Source organism: Desulfovibrio desulfopostgatei (assembly GCF_053570645.1).
The window spans coordinates 1,918,072-1,934,918 of record NZ_JBRBQS010000002.1 but is presented as its reverse complement, the minus strand read 5'-3'; the positions used below and the strand labels follow the sequence as shown (position 1 = coordinate 1,934,918).

The window sequence follows — 16,847 nt, the reverse complement described above, 5'->3', positions numbered from 1 at the left end:
TGTTCTCCGTTTCGTGCTGTTGGTTTAGGCGTCCATCAAGCCGTGTTCCATGAGCAGCTCTTCGAGCCGTTCCTGGGAAAGGGGCTTGGGGATAATAAACATGTCGTTACCGTCGATCTTCTGCGCCAAGGTGCGGTATTCGTCGGCCTGTCCGCAGGTGGGGTCAAATTCGATAACGGTCTGCTTGTTGATTTCGGCGCGCTGCACCATGTTGTCGCGCGGCACAAAGTGGATCATCTGGGTGCCGATTTCTTTGGCAACGGCAGAGACAAGCTCGGCTTCGCCATCAACCTTGCGGCTGTTGCAGATGATGCCGCCAAGGCGCACGCCGCCGGTGTTGGCGTACTTTTTGACACCCTTGCAGATGTTGTTGGCGGCGTAGAGGGCCATCATTTCGCCCGAAGCCACGATGTAGATTTCCTGGGCCTTGCCTTCACGGATGGGCATGGCGAAACCGCCGCACACAACGTCGCCCAAAACGTCATAGAACACGTAGTCGAGGTCTTCGGTGTAAGCGCCAAGGCGTTCCAGCAGACCGATGGAGGTGATGATACCGCGCCCGGCACAGCCAACGCCCGGTTCGGGGCCGCCGGATTCCACGCAGCGGATGCCCTTGAAGCCGTTTTTGAGCACCAGATCCAGCTCGATGTCTTCACCCTCTTCGCGCAGGGTATCGAGCACGCTCTGCTGGGCAAGGCCGCCCAGGATAAGGCGCGTGGAGTCGGCCTTGGGGTCGCAACCCACGATCATGATGTTCTTGCCCATTTCGCCAAGGCCGGCGTTAAGGTTCTGTGTGGTGGTGGACTTGCCGATACCGCCCTTGCCGTAAATAGCTACCTGACGCATGAGATTCCCTCTGGGTTTGATGTTCCCGCGCTCGTTGCGCTTGTCCCTCTTTGTGCAGAAACCGTGCCGTTAGATTAACTATATAATATTATTACATAATTTTATAATCTGCATGCACAATCAATACAAAATTGTTAAGGTGGCCTATCGTGCAGAAAAAACCGCCCTGTCTGTAACTTGCTTTAATAATAGATTTTTATTTGAAGGAAAATTTTGGCCGTAAATCGCCAATACAAATTTGTTTGAAATTGGGAACAGGTTGCAGGGAAATTGCCATGCGTGAATGTGCAGGGGCAGAATGGGCTGCATTTGGGACACACGATGATGGAAGCGGCAGAGGAAAACAGGTAGGGCAGCGATGGCTGCTCATGAGCGCAGAAAGCCCGGCCCATCAGGCAAATGGGGCGGAAGCAGGGATTGAATTGCAAAAGAGCGGTGAATTGAGAGGAGTGTGAAGGGAGGAAGGGAGCGGTTCAGGCAAGAACGTATCTGTTCGGACGGTTTTGCCAGTAGGGGAGACAGAAGGGCTCATTCATCGAGCGTGGTCAGGCCTGCATGGCCGCAAATATATGCATAGCCGAGGCAGGAAGATTTTGATTCAAAATTGTATCAAAATAGGAATGAAAGCGTAAAAGTTGCAAAGCGTGAACAAACCAACTCGCGCAAGAAATACAGCGGGCAAGACCATGCGCACGGCTTATGAGCGGCATACGCGGCAGAAATGTAGTATGGGGTTCGGGGATGGGGAAGGTGAGCTACGCGCAGCCAGAAGTTTTTAAAGTATCTGTGGGGCTTAGATCCGTGATTAGGATGTATGCCAGATCAGCATTTCAAGGGAATATTCCGTGCGTTCCACATATTCCCCGTTCTGGTTGCGAAAATTTTCAATATGGGCAGCCAGGTGGGCCATATCCGGCTCAGCGCCACGGGCGCGCAGGTTGGCGGCGCAGGCTCCAAGCAACTGGTCGCGGGTGTGCGGCACAATCCACTGACCGTCAACGGGCAGCGCTGTATACTGAACGCACTGACTCTCAAGCCATGCGCCCATATCTGGGGCATCGGCAAACTGGGGCGGCGTAATGTCGTAATGCGTGTACAGCCCGGCCATGACATCCGAAGTTTTGCGCTCGTTAAAACCCATAAAGACCACCTGCTCCAGCGCGTAGTGCTGCAGCTTTTCGCGGGCGGCGTCATCGCTCAGGGCCGGGGTCATGGAAGCAAAAACAATCTGAAAGCGTTCCTCAAGGGCAAAGTGCTCCCAGTCGGAAAGCACGGGCCGGATGTTGGCAAGGCCCTGCGCGGCGGCATCCTGCATGAGGATGCGGAGCATTTCGTCTGATATATCTACGGCAGTGACCGATGCGGCCTCCTGCGCAAGGCGGATGGTGTACATGCCGCTGCCGCAGCCCACATCCAGAACCGTTTTGCCGCGAAAATCCACGCCGTTGTCGCGCGCCAGCTGGAGCATGCGCCCCTCGTAGGTGTCAGCCCCGGCTTCATAGCGGGGAAAGGACTCAGCCCTGCTGTTCCAGAATTCCCTGGTGCTGTTTTTGGCTGTCATGGCGTATCCTTTGGGCTGGCGGCAAACCGTCTGGACAACGGGTGCAATGCACGGGAATATTCGTCTGACGGTGCGGCAAAGCCGCTGCCTGCTCTTGATTTTCGGTAGTGTTGGCAAAGCCGACATGCATGTGGCAGGCGGCTAACCGCCTGCCACATGAGTTAAGCAGAAATTGTTGCGTGAACCAGAAGCCTAGCGGGCTTCGAGCCGCTGCCGCAGAATGGTGACAGGGTGCAGGCTGAATTTGCCGGAACCGTGCGTTATCTGCACGCGGCAGGTGCCGCACTCGGAAACCGCCGCCTGCGCGCCGCTTTCGCGTACCTTGGCGAACAGTTCCGAGCCTACAGTCTGGGCAATGTCGTATTTTTCCTTTTTAAAGCCATAGCTGCCGGAAATGCCGCAGCAGCCTGCATCAGCATTTTCCACGGTCACGCCGTCAAGGCGGCGCAGCAGTTCCAGCCCCGGCAGGCCGTTGCCCTGTGCCCGCAGATGGCAGGGCGCGTGGTAGATCAGCTTGAGGTCGGGCAGGGTTTGCTTGCCGTCGGCCTTCAGCGAGAGGTCACCGCTGTCCACAGCATCCAGCAGAAATTCCTGCGCGTCCGCAAGACTGCATGCGCCGTATTTTTCCGCCACATCGGGGAAGTATTCCGGCAGATCCACCCGGAACATGAGGGCGCAACTGGGGCAGCCCGTCACCACGGGTAGCCCTGCATCGCGCCACTGGCCCAGAGCTTTCAGGTTATGTTCCGCATTGGAGCGGGCATGCTGCCAAAAGCCGTTGGCAACCATTGGCAGGCCGCAGCACACAAGTTCCTCGGGCACAATGACCTTGTAGCCCGCGCGGTTCATGGCCCACACCATATCAAGGCCGGTGCGCGGGTCATACACGTCCACGTAGCAGCCGGGGTAGAAAACCACACTGCGCTTGTGGTCGGGCTGGTGCACATGGCGCATGAGCTGGCGGAATGTCTGGGGCGCAAAGGCGGGCAGGGGCGCGCGTTTGTCGATACCCAGCGCATCCAGCACCATGCGGGTAACGGGATTGAGCATGCCGAAGTTCTTGAGCGCCGCCGGAATGAGCCGCAGCCACTTGGCCATAAGCTCGCCGTGACCGAGCACCCAGTCGCGCAGACCGGGGGAGTGTTTTTTGAACTGGTCGGCCCTTGCCATCATGTTGAGGCTGGAAACCGGCACGCCGTGCGGGCACGAGATATCGCAGTTTTTGCAGTTGGCGCAGTAGTGCAGCGAGGGGTCTTCCGTCAGCCCAAGCAGGCGAAAGCGCTCATAGGCAGGGCCTATCATGCGCGGCCCCAGAAACTTGGGGGTCGCATCCGCCACGGGGCAGTGCACCACGCAGGTGGTGCAGGCTATGCATTTGTCTGGATTGATGCGCACGCTCATTGGTTTTCCCCGGCAGCGGCGGCTGCGGCGGCCATGAGGCCCGCCTGCCAGCCCGTGGCGATGGCAACGCCGTGACCGCTTTTTTCTGTTGCGTAATCATATCCGCCAAGGCTGCGCCCGGCGAAAAAGACGTTTTGCCAGCGCACTACGGCGGCATCGTCCACAGGCCGCATGGTGCGGTCAACGCGCACACCCATGCGCGAGAACAGATGATTGCCGAAAATCTTCGGCTCTGACCACTGCGAAACATCCTGCGGCACGGTGATGTCAATGCCGAACACGGAATCCCAGCACTGGCCGGGTTCAAGCGTCATGCCGCCGCCAAGGATGCCGCCGGTGGCGGTTACATAGGCGCGGGCGGCGTGATGGCGTTCCTGCCCGGAGGCCTCGGCCACCAGGGCGGTGCAGGTTTTGCCAGTTGTTTCGGCGCGCAGAACCGTGGTGTTTTCCACCAGTTCAAAGTTGTGCTTGTTCAGGGCCTGCAACAGGGCGTCGCGCAGGCGCAGGCCGCCAACCCCCGGAGGGATGGACAGCATTTCCACCACCGGGCAGCCAGCTGCGGCATTGACCGCCTGCCAGACTTCCGGATTGGCCTTGCTGCCGCAGAGCGGGGGAATAAGGATAAGGTCGTACTTTCCGGCATGCGGGGCAAGCGCATCCAGCAGCCAGCGGCGGCTGTGCGGCTTGTCCGCCATGCGGGCCAGATCAAGCGCAGATATGGCGCGGTGGGTGTCGCCAAAGGGCGAGGGCAAAAGCCCCTGGGTAAATTCCTTGTCGGCCCAGCTTTTGTAGCGCCGCAACTGGCTGACCACCAGGGAGGGACGGCAGTCGCGCAGGCCCTGCACGCTGAGCACCAGCACTTTTTTGGCGCTGGCGAGCGCCTCTGTGTGCAGGCTGGCTGGCAGCAGATAGGTGGGCTTGAGCGTTCCCATGATCGTGGGCAACTGGGTGTTGCGCGGGGTGCCGTCCTGCGAGAGGGCGGGGCGCATGGGCCAGTGCTGGCCTTCCATCACATTTGCAAAGAACTGAAAGGCCGAGCGGACGCTTTCTGCCCCAAGCAGGCTGTAGGGATGGTCTTCAGGCAACATGGCCAGACCCTGCCACGGGTCGGCGGCAAATCTGCCGTCTGCGTAACCAAGAAAATCCACCGAGCCGCCGCTGATAGCCAGCGAACCCATGCCCGTGGTGAGCAGCCGTACGCTGCGGCCCTGATCCGCTGCGGCAAGGGCAGCCACAAGGCCCGCCATGCCGGAGCCGACCACCAGTACGTCAACAATCCTGCTCATGGGCGGCTCCATCAAGATTGAGTGTTCCCGCGTATACGGCGCGGCCAAGTTCCATTTCACGCGCCTGCATGCCCCACAGGGCCGGGCGCAGACCGCCCCAGCGCTCCTGAAGGAAGCGACGCACGTTGTCGGTAGCTGAAAATTCAAGGGGAATGTCGTGTTCGGAAAGTGCGGCCACTGCCCGCAAGGAGCAGAACGTTCCCTGGCAGGTACCCATGCCCAGACGTGTGCGCAGGCGGATATCCGTCAGCGAATGGGTGGAGGCGTCGCGCGCCACGCATTCAATTTCCGCCATGCTGACCATCTCGCATTCGCAGAGCAGGGGGTTGGAATCGGCCTTTTCCGCGCGTTCGATCACAGGGGTCAGGTCATCGCCCATGCGGTCGGCCATAAGCTGGATGCCCTGCACAGGAAAGTACTTGGCGGCGCGGGAAAGCGTGGCTTCGTCCGGATCCGGCACAATGGCTTCTTCAGCCGTGCGACAGGGGGCGGTGACGCCGAGCTTGGCGCAAACCTTGTCTGCGGTGCGTTCGCCCATGAGGCGGTAGGTGGTCAGCTTGCCGCCGAAAATGGAAACCATGCCATCAAGGCCCTGCTCGGCGTGATCCATAACATGGAAGTTGCGGCTGGCCTTGCGCCCGGCGGCGTTGCCCGGCGTGTAGAGGGGGCGTGTGCCCGCAAAGGCGCGCAAAATGCGGTAGCTGCGCACATCGGGGAACAGCGGCTCACCGATTTTGAGCAGGCGCAGCACTTCCTCGCTGGTGGGGGTGGTGTCGTCCGGCCTGTCGGTGGGTATGGACGTGGTGCCAAGAATGGTGATGGAACCGTGCGGCACAAAAATGTCGCCGTCCGAGCCGGGGTGCAGGCGGTTGACCACGCGCGAGGTAAAGCGGTGGTTAAAGACCACAAGCGTGCCACGGTCGGGCGAAACCGCCACATCAAGACCGGCCAGGGCCGCAATGCGGCCAGACCATGAACCGGCGGCGTTGACAACAACAGAACAGGCAATCTCAATGGTTTCGCCCGTGTTCTTGTTGATGGCCGTAACGCCGCAGACCTTGCCGTTCTTCTGGCAGATGCCGGTCACTTCATGATAGGTGAGCATTTGCCCGCCGTGGCGCCTGGCCGACATGGCGTTGTGCAGCACCAGCCGGAAGCCGTCCACGCAGGAATCAGGCACGCGGAAAACGCGTTTGACCTCGGGCGACATGTTGGGTTCAAGGCGCAGGGCTTCCTTGACGTCAATTTCAGAGGCTTCAATGCCCGCGCGGCCACAGGCCTCAACCCATCGATCCACATAGGCGGGGTCGTCCTCGGGCGTGAGCGCAAAAAAACCTTCGGTTTGTTCCACGCACTGCCTGCCAATGCGCCGCACGATCATGTTTTCTTCAATACATTCACGCGCGGATTCATTATCTCCCACGGCGTAACGGCCGCCGCTGTGCAGCAGGCCGTGAAAGCGAGAGCTTGTGCCGTGGGCCAGGCCGCCCTGTTCGAGCAATATGGCAGGAACGCCGCGCATGCAAAGATCGCGCAGGGTTCCTATGCCTGTTGCGCCGCCGCCGATGACGACAACAGTAGTTTCAAGCATGGTTTCTCCAGTGGAGCAAATTGTCGGAATCGTCCTGAAGCATGCAGACGCTGCCAGATGCCGCGCCTGCGTGGCCGAAAACAACGGCTAGCTGCACAACAAGATTGAATATCCAGGTCGGGTAAATGATTGCTGCGGTTATGCCCAGGATGATTGTTGATACCGTATGGTTATCAATTTGTGTAATTGCGTCAAGATTGAATGCTGGAGAATATTGGGGATGCACTTGCCAGAGAAGGCAATGCCGCATAATGAAGGCAAAAAACTCAAGGATTGCATATATGGATTGGTCAAAAAAACGTTGCGTTGTGCTTGATATGGACGGCACCGTCTACCTCGGTCATATCCCAATTGATGGGGCCGTGGGCTTTATTCAGCGGCACTGGAACAGTCTGGATTTTTATTTTCTGAGCAACAATACCTCCAAATCTCCATTCACCTACGTGGACAAGCTCAACGGCATGGGCATTGCCGCGCGCGAAGACCTGCTGCTCTCGCCCGTGACGCCTCTGGTAGATTTTTTGCGCGCCAATGGCATCTTGCGCGTTTTCCCCGTGGGCAATGCCGATTTTCAGCATGATCTGCTCAAGCGCATGCCCGAGCTGCAACTGGTGGAAGAGGACGCGCAGGCCGTGGTGCTGGCCTATGATACGGAACTCACCTACCACAAACTTGCCCGCTCTGCCTTGCTGTTGCAGGACAGTTCGGTGCTCTTCCTTGCCACGCACCCTGATCTGGTGTGCCCCTCGCCCGAAGGCCCGCTGCCGGATGTGGGCAGCTTCATCAGCCTGTACGCCACGGCCACGGGCAGAAAGCCGCAACATATTTTTGGCAAGCCCGACCCAGCCGTGCTCGCACCTCTGCTGGCGCGCTACCGCAAGGAAGAAATGATCATGGTTGGCGACCGCCTGAGTACGGATATGCAGCTTGCGTGCAATGCTGGCATTGATTCCATTCTGGTGCTCAGCGGCGAAGCCACGCGCGCCGATCTTGCCAGGGAGGAGCATCAGCCGACTCTGGTGCTTGAAGACCTGGGTCACGCCGATAAAGACTGGGCATAAAGCCAGTCTGCCCGTTGCCGACAATAAAAACACCCGCTCTGGCCGAGAAAGACCAGAGCGGGTGTTTTTGTGTCAGAGCTTGCGGCCCCACATGCTGCTGGGTCCGAAGCTTGTCTTTACGTCAGTCTAGTAGGCCACGGCAGCGCCGTCACCGCGCGGATCCGTACCGCCCTGACGCACGCCGGTGGCCTGATCCACAAGGATCGCGCCAGCATGGCCCATGGTGTCGGTGTAGTTTTCAATCAGGCGCACAGGATGCCCGCGCCGCTTGAGTTCGTCCGCCACCTTTTGGGGAATGCGGCCTTCAAGCTTGAGGTCGTTGGAAGAAGCGCCCCAGGTGCGGCCATAAAGCCAGCGGGGAGCGGCAATGGCCTCTTGCGGGGTCATGCCAAAGTCCACCACGCGGGTAACGATGGCGGCCTGGGTCTGGGGCTGGCCTTCGCCGCCCATGGTGCCGTACACAAGGTAGGGCTTGCCGTCCTTGAGCAGCATTGCCGGGTTCAGCGTGTGGAAGGTGCGCTTGCGCGGCTCAAGATGGTTCACGTGCTTGGGATCGAGGGAGAAGAAGCTGCCCCGGTTTTGCAGCAGCACGCCAGTGCCGCCCGCAACGATGCCGGAACCAAAGTCGTGATAGATGCTCTGGATAAGCGAAACCGCGTTGCCCTGCGCATCCACAACGCCAAGCCAGATGGTGTCGCCCTTGGGGTCAAGGGGCGTAAGGTTTGTGGCTGCCTTGCTCATGCTGATGCGCGCGGCCTGATCCTTGCCGTGCTTGGCGGAAAGCAGATAGTCGAGAGGGATTTTTACAAAATCAGGGTCAGAGAGGTACTTGTCGCGATCGACAAAGGCTTCCTTGGTGGCTTCGATCAGCGCGTGGTAGTAATCCGCAGTGCCTTCGCCCATGGCCTTGATGTTGAAGTTGTTGAGGATGTTCAGAATTTCAAGGGAGGCCATGCCCTGCGTGTTGGGCGGGAAGTTCACGGCCTTGTAACCACGATAGTTGACGGAAATGGGGTCAACCCAGTCCGCCTTGTGGTTGGCAAAGTCGTTGAGGGTCAGCAGGCCGCCGTTGGCTTGCAGGTCGGCCACAATACGTTTGGCGATGTCGCCCTTGTAAAAGACCTGTGCGCCCTTGTCCGCAAGCTGGTTCAGCGTGACGGCCAGATCGGGCAGGCGCATGACTTCGCCCACGGTGTAGGGGCTGCCGTCTGCATGCAGATAGGCTTTGCGGAAGGCGTCAAAGCGTTGCAGGTTGCGGAATTCCGAATCATTGGGATTGGTGTTGATCTTGCTCCAGTAAGCCAGCGACGTGCTCACGGGGAAGCCGTTGGCGGCATAATCGGTGGCGGAAGCGAGCAGCTCCTTCCACTTCATTTTGCTGCCCATGCTCTGCTTGCTGTAGGCATAGGCCGCATCCCAGCCGGAAACCACGCCGGGCACTGTATTGGCCGCAATGTAGCCGCGGGAGGGGATTTTTTTCAGCCCTTTGGAGGCATAAAAATCAATGGTAGCCATTTCGCCCGAGCGGCCGCTGGCGTTGAGCGCCTTCAGTTCGCCGGTTTTGGCATTGTAAATGAGCCAGAAGTTGTCGCCGCCCAGGGTGCACATCTGCGGGTAGACAACCGCAAGGGTGGAGGCGGTGGCAATGGCCGCGTCCACCGCCGTGCCGCCGCGCCGCAGCACGTCCAGCCCGGCCTGCGAGGCCAGATAGTTGGGGCTGGTAACAACGCCCCTGGTGCTCAGGGGGTTGGTAGCGGCGGAAATGGTCGCCGTGTACTGGGGCTCATCCTGCGCCTTGACTGTCGCTGTAGGCAGTAAGAGGCCGCATGCCATCAGAACCGGCAGGGTTTTGCGGCTGACCAGAGAGAGAAAATTCATGGACATCAGATTCTCCTTTCAGAAATGCTAAAGGCAATGAAACCGGCCATGTATATGCACCATCTGTTCCAAAGAGAAAGATAACCCATTTAAATGTATTGAATTTTTTAACAGGCGCAATCTGGCGCATTTTTGTTTCATTATCAGGCAATTGAGCCAATTATGTAACAAATTGCAGATTGCGCGGTAAAACCATAGACCCGCCCCCGACAATCGCGGGCGGCAACGTACCCACACAACAGGCGTTACGGGAAATTTCACGTTGCCGCTGTGTGTTTGTTTATCAAACTCTGGATGAATGATGGCGCTGTGCAGCAGGGCGCTTCACCTTGGCGAAGCGCCCTGAACTTGCCGCATTATTTGGTGTTTTTTAGTTCTGTGACCATGTTGTTGAGCTTTTTGGCCTCATCGGCAAGGGCGGCAACCGCTCGGGCCGATGTGTGCATGATGGTGGCGGTTTCTGTCGCGATAGAGCTGACCTGCGTCACAGTTTGCGTGATGGATTCGGTTGCGGCGGACTGTTCTTCTGACGAAGTGGCAATGCCGCGCACCTGATCAACTGTCAAATCCACCATGCCCACGATTTCCCGCAGGGCTTCGCCGGATTTTTGCGAAAGCGTGGTGGCGCTTTCCACATTGCCAGCAGTCACGTCAACCTGACGGATGCTGGAATCCACGCTCTTCTGGATTGCGCCAATGGCATTGCCCACATCGCTGGTGGAACTCATGGTTTTTTCTGCCAGTTTGCGCACTTCATCGGCCACAACGGCAAAGCCGCGTCCGGCTTCTCCGGCGCGCGCCGCTTCAATGGCGGCGTTGAGGGCCAGCAGGTTGGTCTGGTCTGCAATGTCGGAAATAACGCCCATGATCTGCGAAATGGCCCCCGCATGCTCGGCAAGCTTGGTCATTTCCTCTTTCAGCACAAGGGCATCCTTTTGCACGTTGCCAATGGCCTGAACGGACTGGAACACAACCTCCGCGCCTTCCGCAGCGCGCTGGCGCATGTTGGTGGAAAGGTCCGCTGTGGCCGAGGCGTTTTTGGCGACTTCAATGACCGTGCAGTTCATCTGTTCAACCGCAGTGGCGGCTTCTGTGGTGCGCGCGGCCTGCGTGGTGGCCCCTTGCTCGGCCTGCTCGATATTGCCGGAAATTTCGGCAGAAATGCTGGTTATGGCCGTTACCACCTGTTCCAGATGCTTGGCCGCGCTCAACATGCCTTCGCTGCGGGCGCTTCGCGCTTCTTCCGTCAGGCGTTCGGCCTCGGCAACGGCTTCGAGCGCCTTTGCCGCGCTCTGCTCGGCCTCGCGGGTTTTTTCTTCAGAAATTGCCAGCGATTTTTTTACATTGGCTGTCATTTCCGACATGCAGCGCTCCAGAACCGTAACTTCGTCCTTGCCCGAGGCAACGATCTGCACGTCCATATCGCCGTTGGATATGCGCTGCGCAGCCTCGCGCGCGGCCTTGATAGGCGTCAGGATGGAGCGGGTAATCAGCAGCATGAGCGGTATGTACAAAAGCACGATGCAGCAGACCACCCCAATAAGGATCTTTTTGAGATTGGCAAAAATGGCATCGCTGATCTGGCCCGCGATTTCATTTTTGACCTGTTCCACGTTGTCGATGTAAACGCCCGCGCCGACCCACAGGCTCGTGCCGGGCACCTGCGAGCCATAGGCGATTTTGGACTGGGTGCCGCCGCCGGGCTTGTTGAAGACAAAGGTCACAAAACCGCCGCCTTCCGCCGCCTTTTTGGCAAGCTCCGCGTTAAAGCGGACGCCGTTTTTATCAACGGAATTGCCAAGATCCTTGCCCACCAGATCAGGGAAAACGTGGGCAACAACAATGCCGCCATCATATACAAAGAAGTAGCCGGAGCTGTCTTTTTCGTACCGGGCTTTTTTTATGGCGCTGGCAATAATGGCATTGCGTTTGGTTATGTCTGTAATGCCGCTGATCTGCTCGCCAATGCTGTTTGCCATGGTGGTTGAGAGATCGCGGATGCGTTGTTTTTGGCCTTCATAAAACATTTCGCCCACTTTCTGGGCGGAAAGCTCGGTGGCTGAGTTGGAGATGTGGATCAGGGAGTATACCAGCCCGCCAACAATAATCAGGGTAAAAATCAAGATCATGAACATACGATGCGAGATCGTAAACATCCTGAACATGCATACCTCCAGTACCATTTACTGTTGAAGCAAATCAGCTGCGCCAACCCTTGGATTAGCCTAATGATTCAGTCTGTAGATAAAAATTCCTGCTGAATTTTCACATTGATACCAATTACCGTATCGTTCGGTGTATATATAACTTTATGCTTTGAATAAAAATCCTTTGTTACCAGAAAACGACGATTTTTTATCGCCTGGCAGTATTTTGATGCATGCCATTGAACCGTTCAAAAAAATTGAAGCAGAGTGGCAAATGTGATAACTATGCGTTAATTTGGAAGAAATATTGTCTTTGCTGGGTGTTTTTTTCAGTTAACGGCAATATCGGCGCTGTTGGCCTGAAAGCATGGGCGATGACAGGCCGTATTGTGGAGTAAGTAAGCTATATTTGTATAATATTATTTTGTGAAAAAAATCACTTTACTCCTGCTCCGGCACAAACTAGTATGAATGCACAACCAGTTGTGCTGGCTGTCGCAGTTACCCAAAAGACAGGAGAAGAGAAATGAAAGGTTTTGCAATGCTTGGCCTGAACAAGATCGGCTGGATAGAAAAAGAAAAGCCCCAGTGCGGCCCGCTGGATGCCCTTGTTCAACCCGTGGCGGTAGCTCCTTGCACTTCAGATGTCCACACGGTTTGGGAGGGCGCGCTGGGTGACCGGCACGACATGATTCTGGGACACGAGGCGGTTGGCAAAGTTGTGGAAGTTGGTTCCTTGGTGCGTTGCTTTAAACCTGGGGACAAGGTCATCGTGCCCGCAATTACGCCAGACTGGAATTCTCTTGAGGCGCAGGCCGGGTATTCCATGCATTCCGGCGGCATGCTCGCGGGCTGGAAATTTTCCAATTTTAAGGACGGCGTGTTCGGCGAGCTTTTTCACGTTAACGATGCGGACGGCAACCTGGCCCTGCTGCCGCCCTCCATTGACCCTGCCGAAGCCGTGATGTTGAGCGATATGGTGCCTACCGGCTTTCATGGTGCGGAACTGGCCGATGTGCAGTACGGCGATTCCGTGCTTGTGGTGGGCATTGGCCCTGTGGGCCTGATGGCTGTTGCGGGCGCGGCATTGCGTGGTGCTGGCGAAATTTTTGCTGTCGGCTCCAGGCCCTTGTGCGCAGATGTTGCCCGTGAATACGGCGCAACGGCTATCATCAATTACCGCGATGGCGACATTGTCAGCCAGGTTATGGACCGCACCAAGGGCAAGGGCGTGGACAAGGCCATCATCGCCGGGGGCGATGTGGATACCTTTGCGGAGGTCATACGCGTGCTCAAACCCGGCGGCCGCATCGGCAACGTGAACTATCTGGGCTCTGGCGATGCCGTTAAAATTCCGCGCATCGAGTGGGGTTGCGGCATGGGGCACAAGATCGTGGCGGGCGGTCTGATGCCCGGCGGCAGGCTGCGCATGGAAAAGCTGGCAAGCCTGCTGGTTCACGGGCGGTTGAGCGTTGCGCCCCTGCTGACCCACAGATTCAAGGGTTTTGAAAATATTGAAAGCGCCCTGTTGATGATGAAGGACAAGCCGCGCGACCTGATCAAGCCCGTTGTGGTGGTCTAGCCTCAACTGTGATGCATCTTGCCGGGTAAACAATAAGCCCCGGCAGTCGCCAAATAAAAAACTCCCGGCATGCCACAGGTATGCCGGGAGTTTTTTATTTATGTGCAATGAGTTGCTAGTTGCCGCCCATCAGCCAGTTCATGGGAACAATCGAAAGGCTGGGGAAGAACAGCAGCAGGAAGAGCATGACCATTTCCACTAGAATGAACGGCACAAGCTTGACGATGAGGTCGGCAAACTTGATGTGCCCGATGCCGCACACCACATACAGCACCGTGCCCACCGGGGGCGTAATAACGCCGATGCCCAGGTTAAGCACAAAGAGCAGGCCGAAATAATACGGGTCAATGCCTGCCTGCTGGATCAGCGGGTAGAACACCGGCGCAAAAATCAGGATGTTGGGCGTGAGGTCCATGACCATGCCGATAAGGAACAGGAAGATATTGATGCTGATGAGCAGCAATATGGGGCTGTCAATAAGCGGCGAGAAGAGCGCGGTCATCTGGTTGGGAATCTGCGCAATGGTGATGAACCAGCCAACGGCCGTCGCCGTGGCCACAATCAGCATAACCACCGAGGTGGTGCGGGCCGCGCGGGCGCTCACCCGCAGCAGATCGCGGAAAGAAAGCTCACGGTAATACAGCACACACACCAAGATGGCGTAAATGGCTGCAAACGCGCCGCCCTCCGTGGGAGTGAAAATGCCAAAGCGAATGCCGCCAAGCAGCAGCACAGGCATCATGAAGGCAGGCGTGGAGTCAATAAGAATCTTGATGGCTTCTTTCTTTGTGAAGCGGATGGTTTCGTTATAGCCATCCTTGCGCACCACAAAGAACCACACCACCATGAGGGCAAGACCGATCATGATACCGGGCACCAGGCCGATCATGAACAGCTTGGTGATGGAAAGACCGCTGACCGTAGCGCCAAGCAGAATAAAGTTGGTGCTGGGCGGAATGATGGGGCCAAGAATAGCGCCGGAGGCGATGACAGCGCCCGCACGGCCAGGGTGGTAACCCACCTGTTTCATCATGGGCAGCAGCAGGCCGCCAAGAGCGGCGGCTTCACCCACCGAGCTGCCCATAAGGCCCGCAAAGATGATACTGGCGATAATGGCCGCATAGCCAAGGCCGCCGCGCACCCGGCCAATCATGAGCTGGGCAAGCTGCACCACGCGTTTCGAAAGGCCGCCCTCCGCCATGATTTCACCGGCGAACACAAAGAAGGGAATGGCCATCAAGGGGTAGTTGTTGGCGCCGTCCAGCATGCTGCCGGGAATAATCATGGCATCCCACATGCCCGAGTGCCACATGAGCACAATGGAGCACAACACAAGCACAATGGCCAACGGAACGCCAATGAGCATGAAGAAGAAGAGGGAGCCGAGGAAAATAAAGAGTTCCATTCTTCTCTCCTAGCCCTTTTGGAAGGTGGATGCAGGTCTGCGAACCAGGCTCACGAGAGAGCGCAGCTCTACAACAAAACCAACAAGGGCCATGATGGGCAGGGTGCCGTTGATAAAGGCCATGTTGACGTTGGTCGCCACAGAGTAGGTATCGAGCGTTTGCAGCACGTTGACCACGCCGCCGTATAGCAGCAGGCCCAGGGCAAAAAGGCTGCATACCGATGCCAGAATATCCACAGCCTTGCGCTTTGCGCCTTCCAGCGTGGTTACAAGCAGGTCAACTGCAATGTGCTTCTTGCAGATAAAGGCCTCAATGGCGCCGAAAAACGTAATGTACATAAAGAGAAAACGCGCCCATTCTTCGCTCGGCGGGTAGCTGGAAGAAAAGATGTAGCGCAGCAGGGCATTATAAAACACAAGACCGATCATGCCCAGAAAGATGACGGCGCAAAATACTTCAAACAGCAATTGCCCCGTGGTTTCGTGCTTGGGTTCCTGTTCCGGCTCAAGCAAGGCATGCACGCCCGGCGCATGGTCCGGCGGGAAATTTTTGGAAATGTCGTCGCTCATAACGAACCTCTGGAAAACGCTGCCCCAATCGCTGGCTACGCAGTGCCGTGCTGATGCTAGCAAGACTGTTTGTGCCGCCGCAGATGGCTGCGTGAAGAATTGTTGCAACCCCCGCTACCCCAAAAGGCCGCGGGGGTTTTGTCCATGAACTGCACAGGCCGGAAAAGCCTATACTTTTCCGGCCTGTAAAGCGGGGAACAATTATTTGGATTCGCGGTAGCTGGCGGCGCTGTCCAGAATGGCCTGGCAGTTGGGCACCGTATCGTAAAAGAGCTTCCAGCTGCGCTTGCCGGCTTCAGCCATGTAGTCGTGGAATTCCTTGCTGGGGGTATTGATGCTGCCCTTGTTGGCAAGGATGGTCGCCTTGGCTTTTTCGTCGCCTTCCTTAACCATGACCCACACGTCATCGGCGGAGCGCTTGGCGGCTTCGTCAAACCACTTTTTGTCCTCGGCGGGCAACGACTGATAGAACTTGTCGTTGATGTAGAGGGAATGGATCACGAGAATGTGGCCGGTAAGGGTGATCTGGGGGGTGATTTCATACATCTTGAGGCTGACGATGTCGGCCAGGGGGCTGTCGCCGCCGTCGATGACGCCCTGATCAAGCGCGCCGGGCACTTCGGCAAAGGGCATGGGCTGGCCGCTGATGCCGCATTCCTTGGCAAAGTTGGTGTACAGGGGGATGTTGGGCACGCGCATGCGCAGGCCCTTTACATCTTCCACCGTGACGATGGGCTTCTTGGTGTAGAAGTGGCGGAAGCCCAGGGGGAAGGCGTTCATGGTGCGCAGGCCGGACTTTTCGGTGAAGCCTTCGTTGATGAGGTCAAAGGTCTTGCCTTCCATGGCGCGGCGGGCGTGGTCCAGATCATCGAAGAGCATGGGCGTTTCAAGCATGGCCATGGCAGGGTGCAGGGCAGAGGTCTGCGTACCGGTGGCGCACATCTGAATGATGCCCTTGCGTGTGGCGGCAATGTAGGCGTCTTCCTTGCCAAGCTGGCTGTTGGGGAAGACCTGCACTTCATATTTGCCATTGGAAAGTTCGGCAAGATACTTGCCGAAAAGATGCATGCCGATGGTTTCCGGCTCGCCTTCGGGCTTCATGCCCGCCATCTTGATAATGGTCTTGGCTTCAGCGGCCTGGGCAAAACCAAGGGTCATGCCGCAAACAAGGCCCAGAGCAACAAGCAGAGCTACGATACGTTTCATCCTGTAAACCTCCTCGCTAGTAAAACTTAGATGCCGTTTGACAATGAAAACTTATCCCTGTCCACAGCAGGGGGGCAATTATGACCAGCCGACGCGCCCACGTTTCCCAATACGTTCTGGTGCGTCAGACTCTGACGGGTCAAAAGCTGAGGCAAACTTAAGTGACGATCTACCTAAAATTCAACTGTTATTTGCAAAAAAAAAGTTGAAGAAGCCCTTATACCCTGAATCCACGCCGAAATGATTGTTTTCAACAAAAATGTAGAAAGATGAAATCTTGCCGCTTTTGCTGAAAATATGGCGACTACTACAG

12 protein-coding genes are annotated in these 16,847 nt (G+C 57.1%); 2 read left to right on the top strand and 10 right to left on the bottom strand.

What is annotated here, in order from left to right:
* Positions 1-24 precede the first annotated feature (24 nt).
* The 5 genes from nifH to glpA all read right to left on the bottom strand — a co-directional run bounded on the left by nifH (position 25) and on the right by glpA (position 6,685).
* The gene (nifH, locus tag ACUZ9Q_RS08515; RefSeq protein ID WP_022659260.1) at positions 25-846 is read right to left on the bottom strand and encodes a nitrogenase iron protein; all 822 of its coding nucleotides are present in this window, start codon (positions 844-846) and stop codon (positions 25-27) included.
* Between the two features lie 805 nt (positions 847-1,651).
* Entirely contained in the window at positions 1,652-2,407 is a 756-nt protein-coding gene (locus ACUZ9Q_RS08510) for a class I SAM-dependent methyltransferase (protein WP_449247688.1), read from the bottom strand.
* A gap of 192 nt (positions 2,408-2,599) precedes the next feature.
* Positions 2,600-3,808: an anaerobic glycerol-3-phosphate dehydrogenase subunit C gene (locus ACUZ9Q_RS08505; protein ID WP_192111991.1), complete on the bottom strand. Its 1,209-nt coding sequence runs from the start codon at positions 3,806-3,808 to the stop codon at positions 2,600-2,602.
* Positions 3,805-5,094, bottom strand: a complete 1,290-nt coding sequence (gene glpB / locus ACUZ9Q_RS08500; protein WP_449247687.1) for an anaerobic glycerol-3-phosphate dehydrogenase subunit GlpB — start codon at positions 5,092-5,094, stop codon at positions 3,805-3,807. Before glpB ends, ACUZ9Q_RS08505 begins: the two co-directional genes overlap by 4 nt.
* A complete protein-coding gene (glpA, locus tag ACUZ9Q_RS08495) occupies positions 5,078-6,685 on the bottom strand; it encodes an anaerobic glycerol-3-phosphate dehydrogenase subunit GlpA (protein WP_215648848.1) in 1,608 nt (535 codons plus the stop codon). The genes glpB and glpA overlap by 17 nt, the downstream gene beginning before the upstream one ends.
* Positions 6,686-6,966: 281 nt before the next feature.
* Between glpA and ACUZ9Q_RS08490 the strand changes: the two genes are divergently transcribed.
* Positions 6,967-7,746, top strand: coding sequence for an HAD-IIA family hydrolase (locus tag ACUZ9Q_RS08490; RefSeq protein ID WP_449247686.1), 780 nt, complete (start codon positions 6,967-6,969; stop codon positions 7,744-7,746).
* 126 nt (positions 7,747-7,872) lie between these two features.
* Here the strand turns inward: ACUZ9Q_RS08490 and ggt are convergent, their stop codons facing one another.
* The gene (gene ggt, locus ACUZ9Q_RS08485) at positions 7,873-9,630 is read right to left on the bottom strand and encodes a gamma-glutamyltransferase (protein ID WP_233483000.1); all 1,758 of its coding nucleotides are present in this window, start codon (positions 9,628-9,630) and stop codon (positions 7,873-7,875) included.
* A 350-nt stretch (positions 9,631-9,980) separates the two neighbouring features.
* Positions 9,981-11,789 carry a methyl-accepting chemotaxis protein gene (locus ACUZ9Q_RS08480; RefSeq protein WP_192111987.1) on the bottom strand — a complete coding sequence of 603 codons (1,809 nt, stop codon included), beginning with the start codon at positions 11,787-11,789 and terminating at the stop codon, positions 9,981-9,983.
* 508 nt (positions 11,790-12,297) lie between these two features.
* Between ACUZ9Q_RS08480 and ACUZ9Q_RS08475 the strand changes: the two genes are divergently transcribed.
* Complete coding sequence (locus tag ACUZ9Q_RS08475; protein WP_192111986.1) at positions 12,298-13,353, top strand: NAD(P)-dependent alcohol dehydrogenase; 1,056 nt, start codon at positions 12,298-12,300, stop codon at positions 13,351-13,353.
* A 115-nt stretch (positions 13,354-13,468) separates the two neighbouring features.
* Here ACUZ9Q_RS08475 and ACUZ9Q_RS08470 read toward each other — a convergent pair whose 3' ends face one another.
* The 3 genes from ACUZ9Q_RS08470 to ACUZ9Q_RS08460 form a co-directional block, all read right to left on the bottom strand.
* The gene (locus tag ACUZ9Q_RS08470) at positions 13,469-14,758 is read right to left on the bottom strand and encodes a TRAP transporter large permease (protein WP_449247685.1); all 1,290 of its coding nucleotides are present in this window, start codon (positions 14,756-14,758) and stop codon (positions 13,469-13,471) included.
* A 9-nt stretch (positions 14,759-14,767) separates the two neighbouring features.
* Positions 14,768-15,328 (bottom strand): TRAP transporter small permease, encoded by a 561-nt coding sequence (locus tag ACUZ9Q_RS08465; RefSeq protein ID WP_227117948.1) that lies wholly within the window; start codon positions 15,326-15,328, stop codon positions 14,768-14,770.
* 201 nt (positions 15,329-15,529) lie between these two features.
* Positions 15,530-16,534 carry a TRAP transporter substrate-binding protein gene (locus tag ACUZ9Q_RS08460; protein WP_192111983.1) on the bottom strand — a complete coding sequence of 335 codons (1,005 nt, stop codon included), beginning with the start codon at positions 16,532-16,534 and terminating at the stop codon, positions 15,530-15,532.
* Between the last annotated feature and the right edge of the window lie 313 nt (positions 16,535-16,847).

What these genes read in the sequence shown, in the direction of transcription:
- nifH (WP_022659260.1), bottom strand. Translation starts at nt 846, where the DNA reads ATGCGTCAGGTAGCTATTTACGGCAAGGGCGGTATCGGCAAGTCCACC.
- ACUZ9Q_RS08510 (WP_449247688.1), bottom strand. Translation starts at nt 2,407, where the DNA reads ATGACAGCCAAAAACAGCACCAGGGAATTCTGGAACAGCAGGGCTGAG.
- ACUZ9Q_RS08505 (WP_192111991.1), bottom strand. Translation starts at nt 3,808, where the DNA reads ATGAGCGTGCGCATCAATCCAGACAAATGCATAGCCTGCACCACCTGC.
- glpB (WP_449247687.1), bottom strand. Translation starts at nt 5,094, where the DNA reads ATGAGCAGGATTGTTGACGTACTGGTGGTCGGCTCCGGCATGGCGGGC.
- glpA (WP_215648848.1), bottom strand. Translation starts at nt 6,685, where the DNA reads ATGCTTGAAACTACTGTTGTCGTCATCGGCGGCGGCGCAACAGGCATA.
- ACUZ9Q_RS08490 (WP_449247686.1), top strand. Translation starts at nt 6,967, where the DNA reads ATGGATTGGTCAAAAAAACGTTGCGTTGTGCTTGATATGGACGGCACC.
- ggt (WP_233483000.1), bottom strand. Translation starts at nt 9,630, where the DNA reads ATGTCCATGAATTTTCTCTCTCTGGTCAGCCGCAAAACCCTGCCGGTT.
- ACUZ9Q_RS08480 (WP_192111987.1), bottom strand. Translation starts at nt 11,789, where the DNA reads ATGTTCAGGATGTTTACGATCTCGCATCGTATGTTCATGATCTTGATT.
- ACUZ9Q_RS08475 (WP_192111986.1), top strand. Translation starts at nt 12,298, where the DNA reads ATGAAAGGTTTTGCAATGCTTGGCCTGAACAAGATCGGCTGGATAGAA.
- ACUZ9Q_RS08470 (WP_449247685.1), bottom strand. Translation starts at nt 14,758, where the DNA reads ATGGAACTCTTTATTTTCCTCGGCTCCCTCTTCTTCTTCATGCTCATT.
- ACUZ9Q_RS08465 (WP_227117948.1), bottom strand. Translation starts at nt 15,328, where the DNA reads ATGAGCGACGACATTTCCAAAAATTTCCCGCCGGACCATGCGCCGGGC.
- ACUZ9Q_RS08460 (WP_192111983.1), bottom strand. Translation starts at nt 16,534, where the DNA reads ATGAAACGTATCGTAGCTCTGCTTGTTGCTCTGGGCCTTGTTTGCGGC.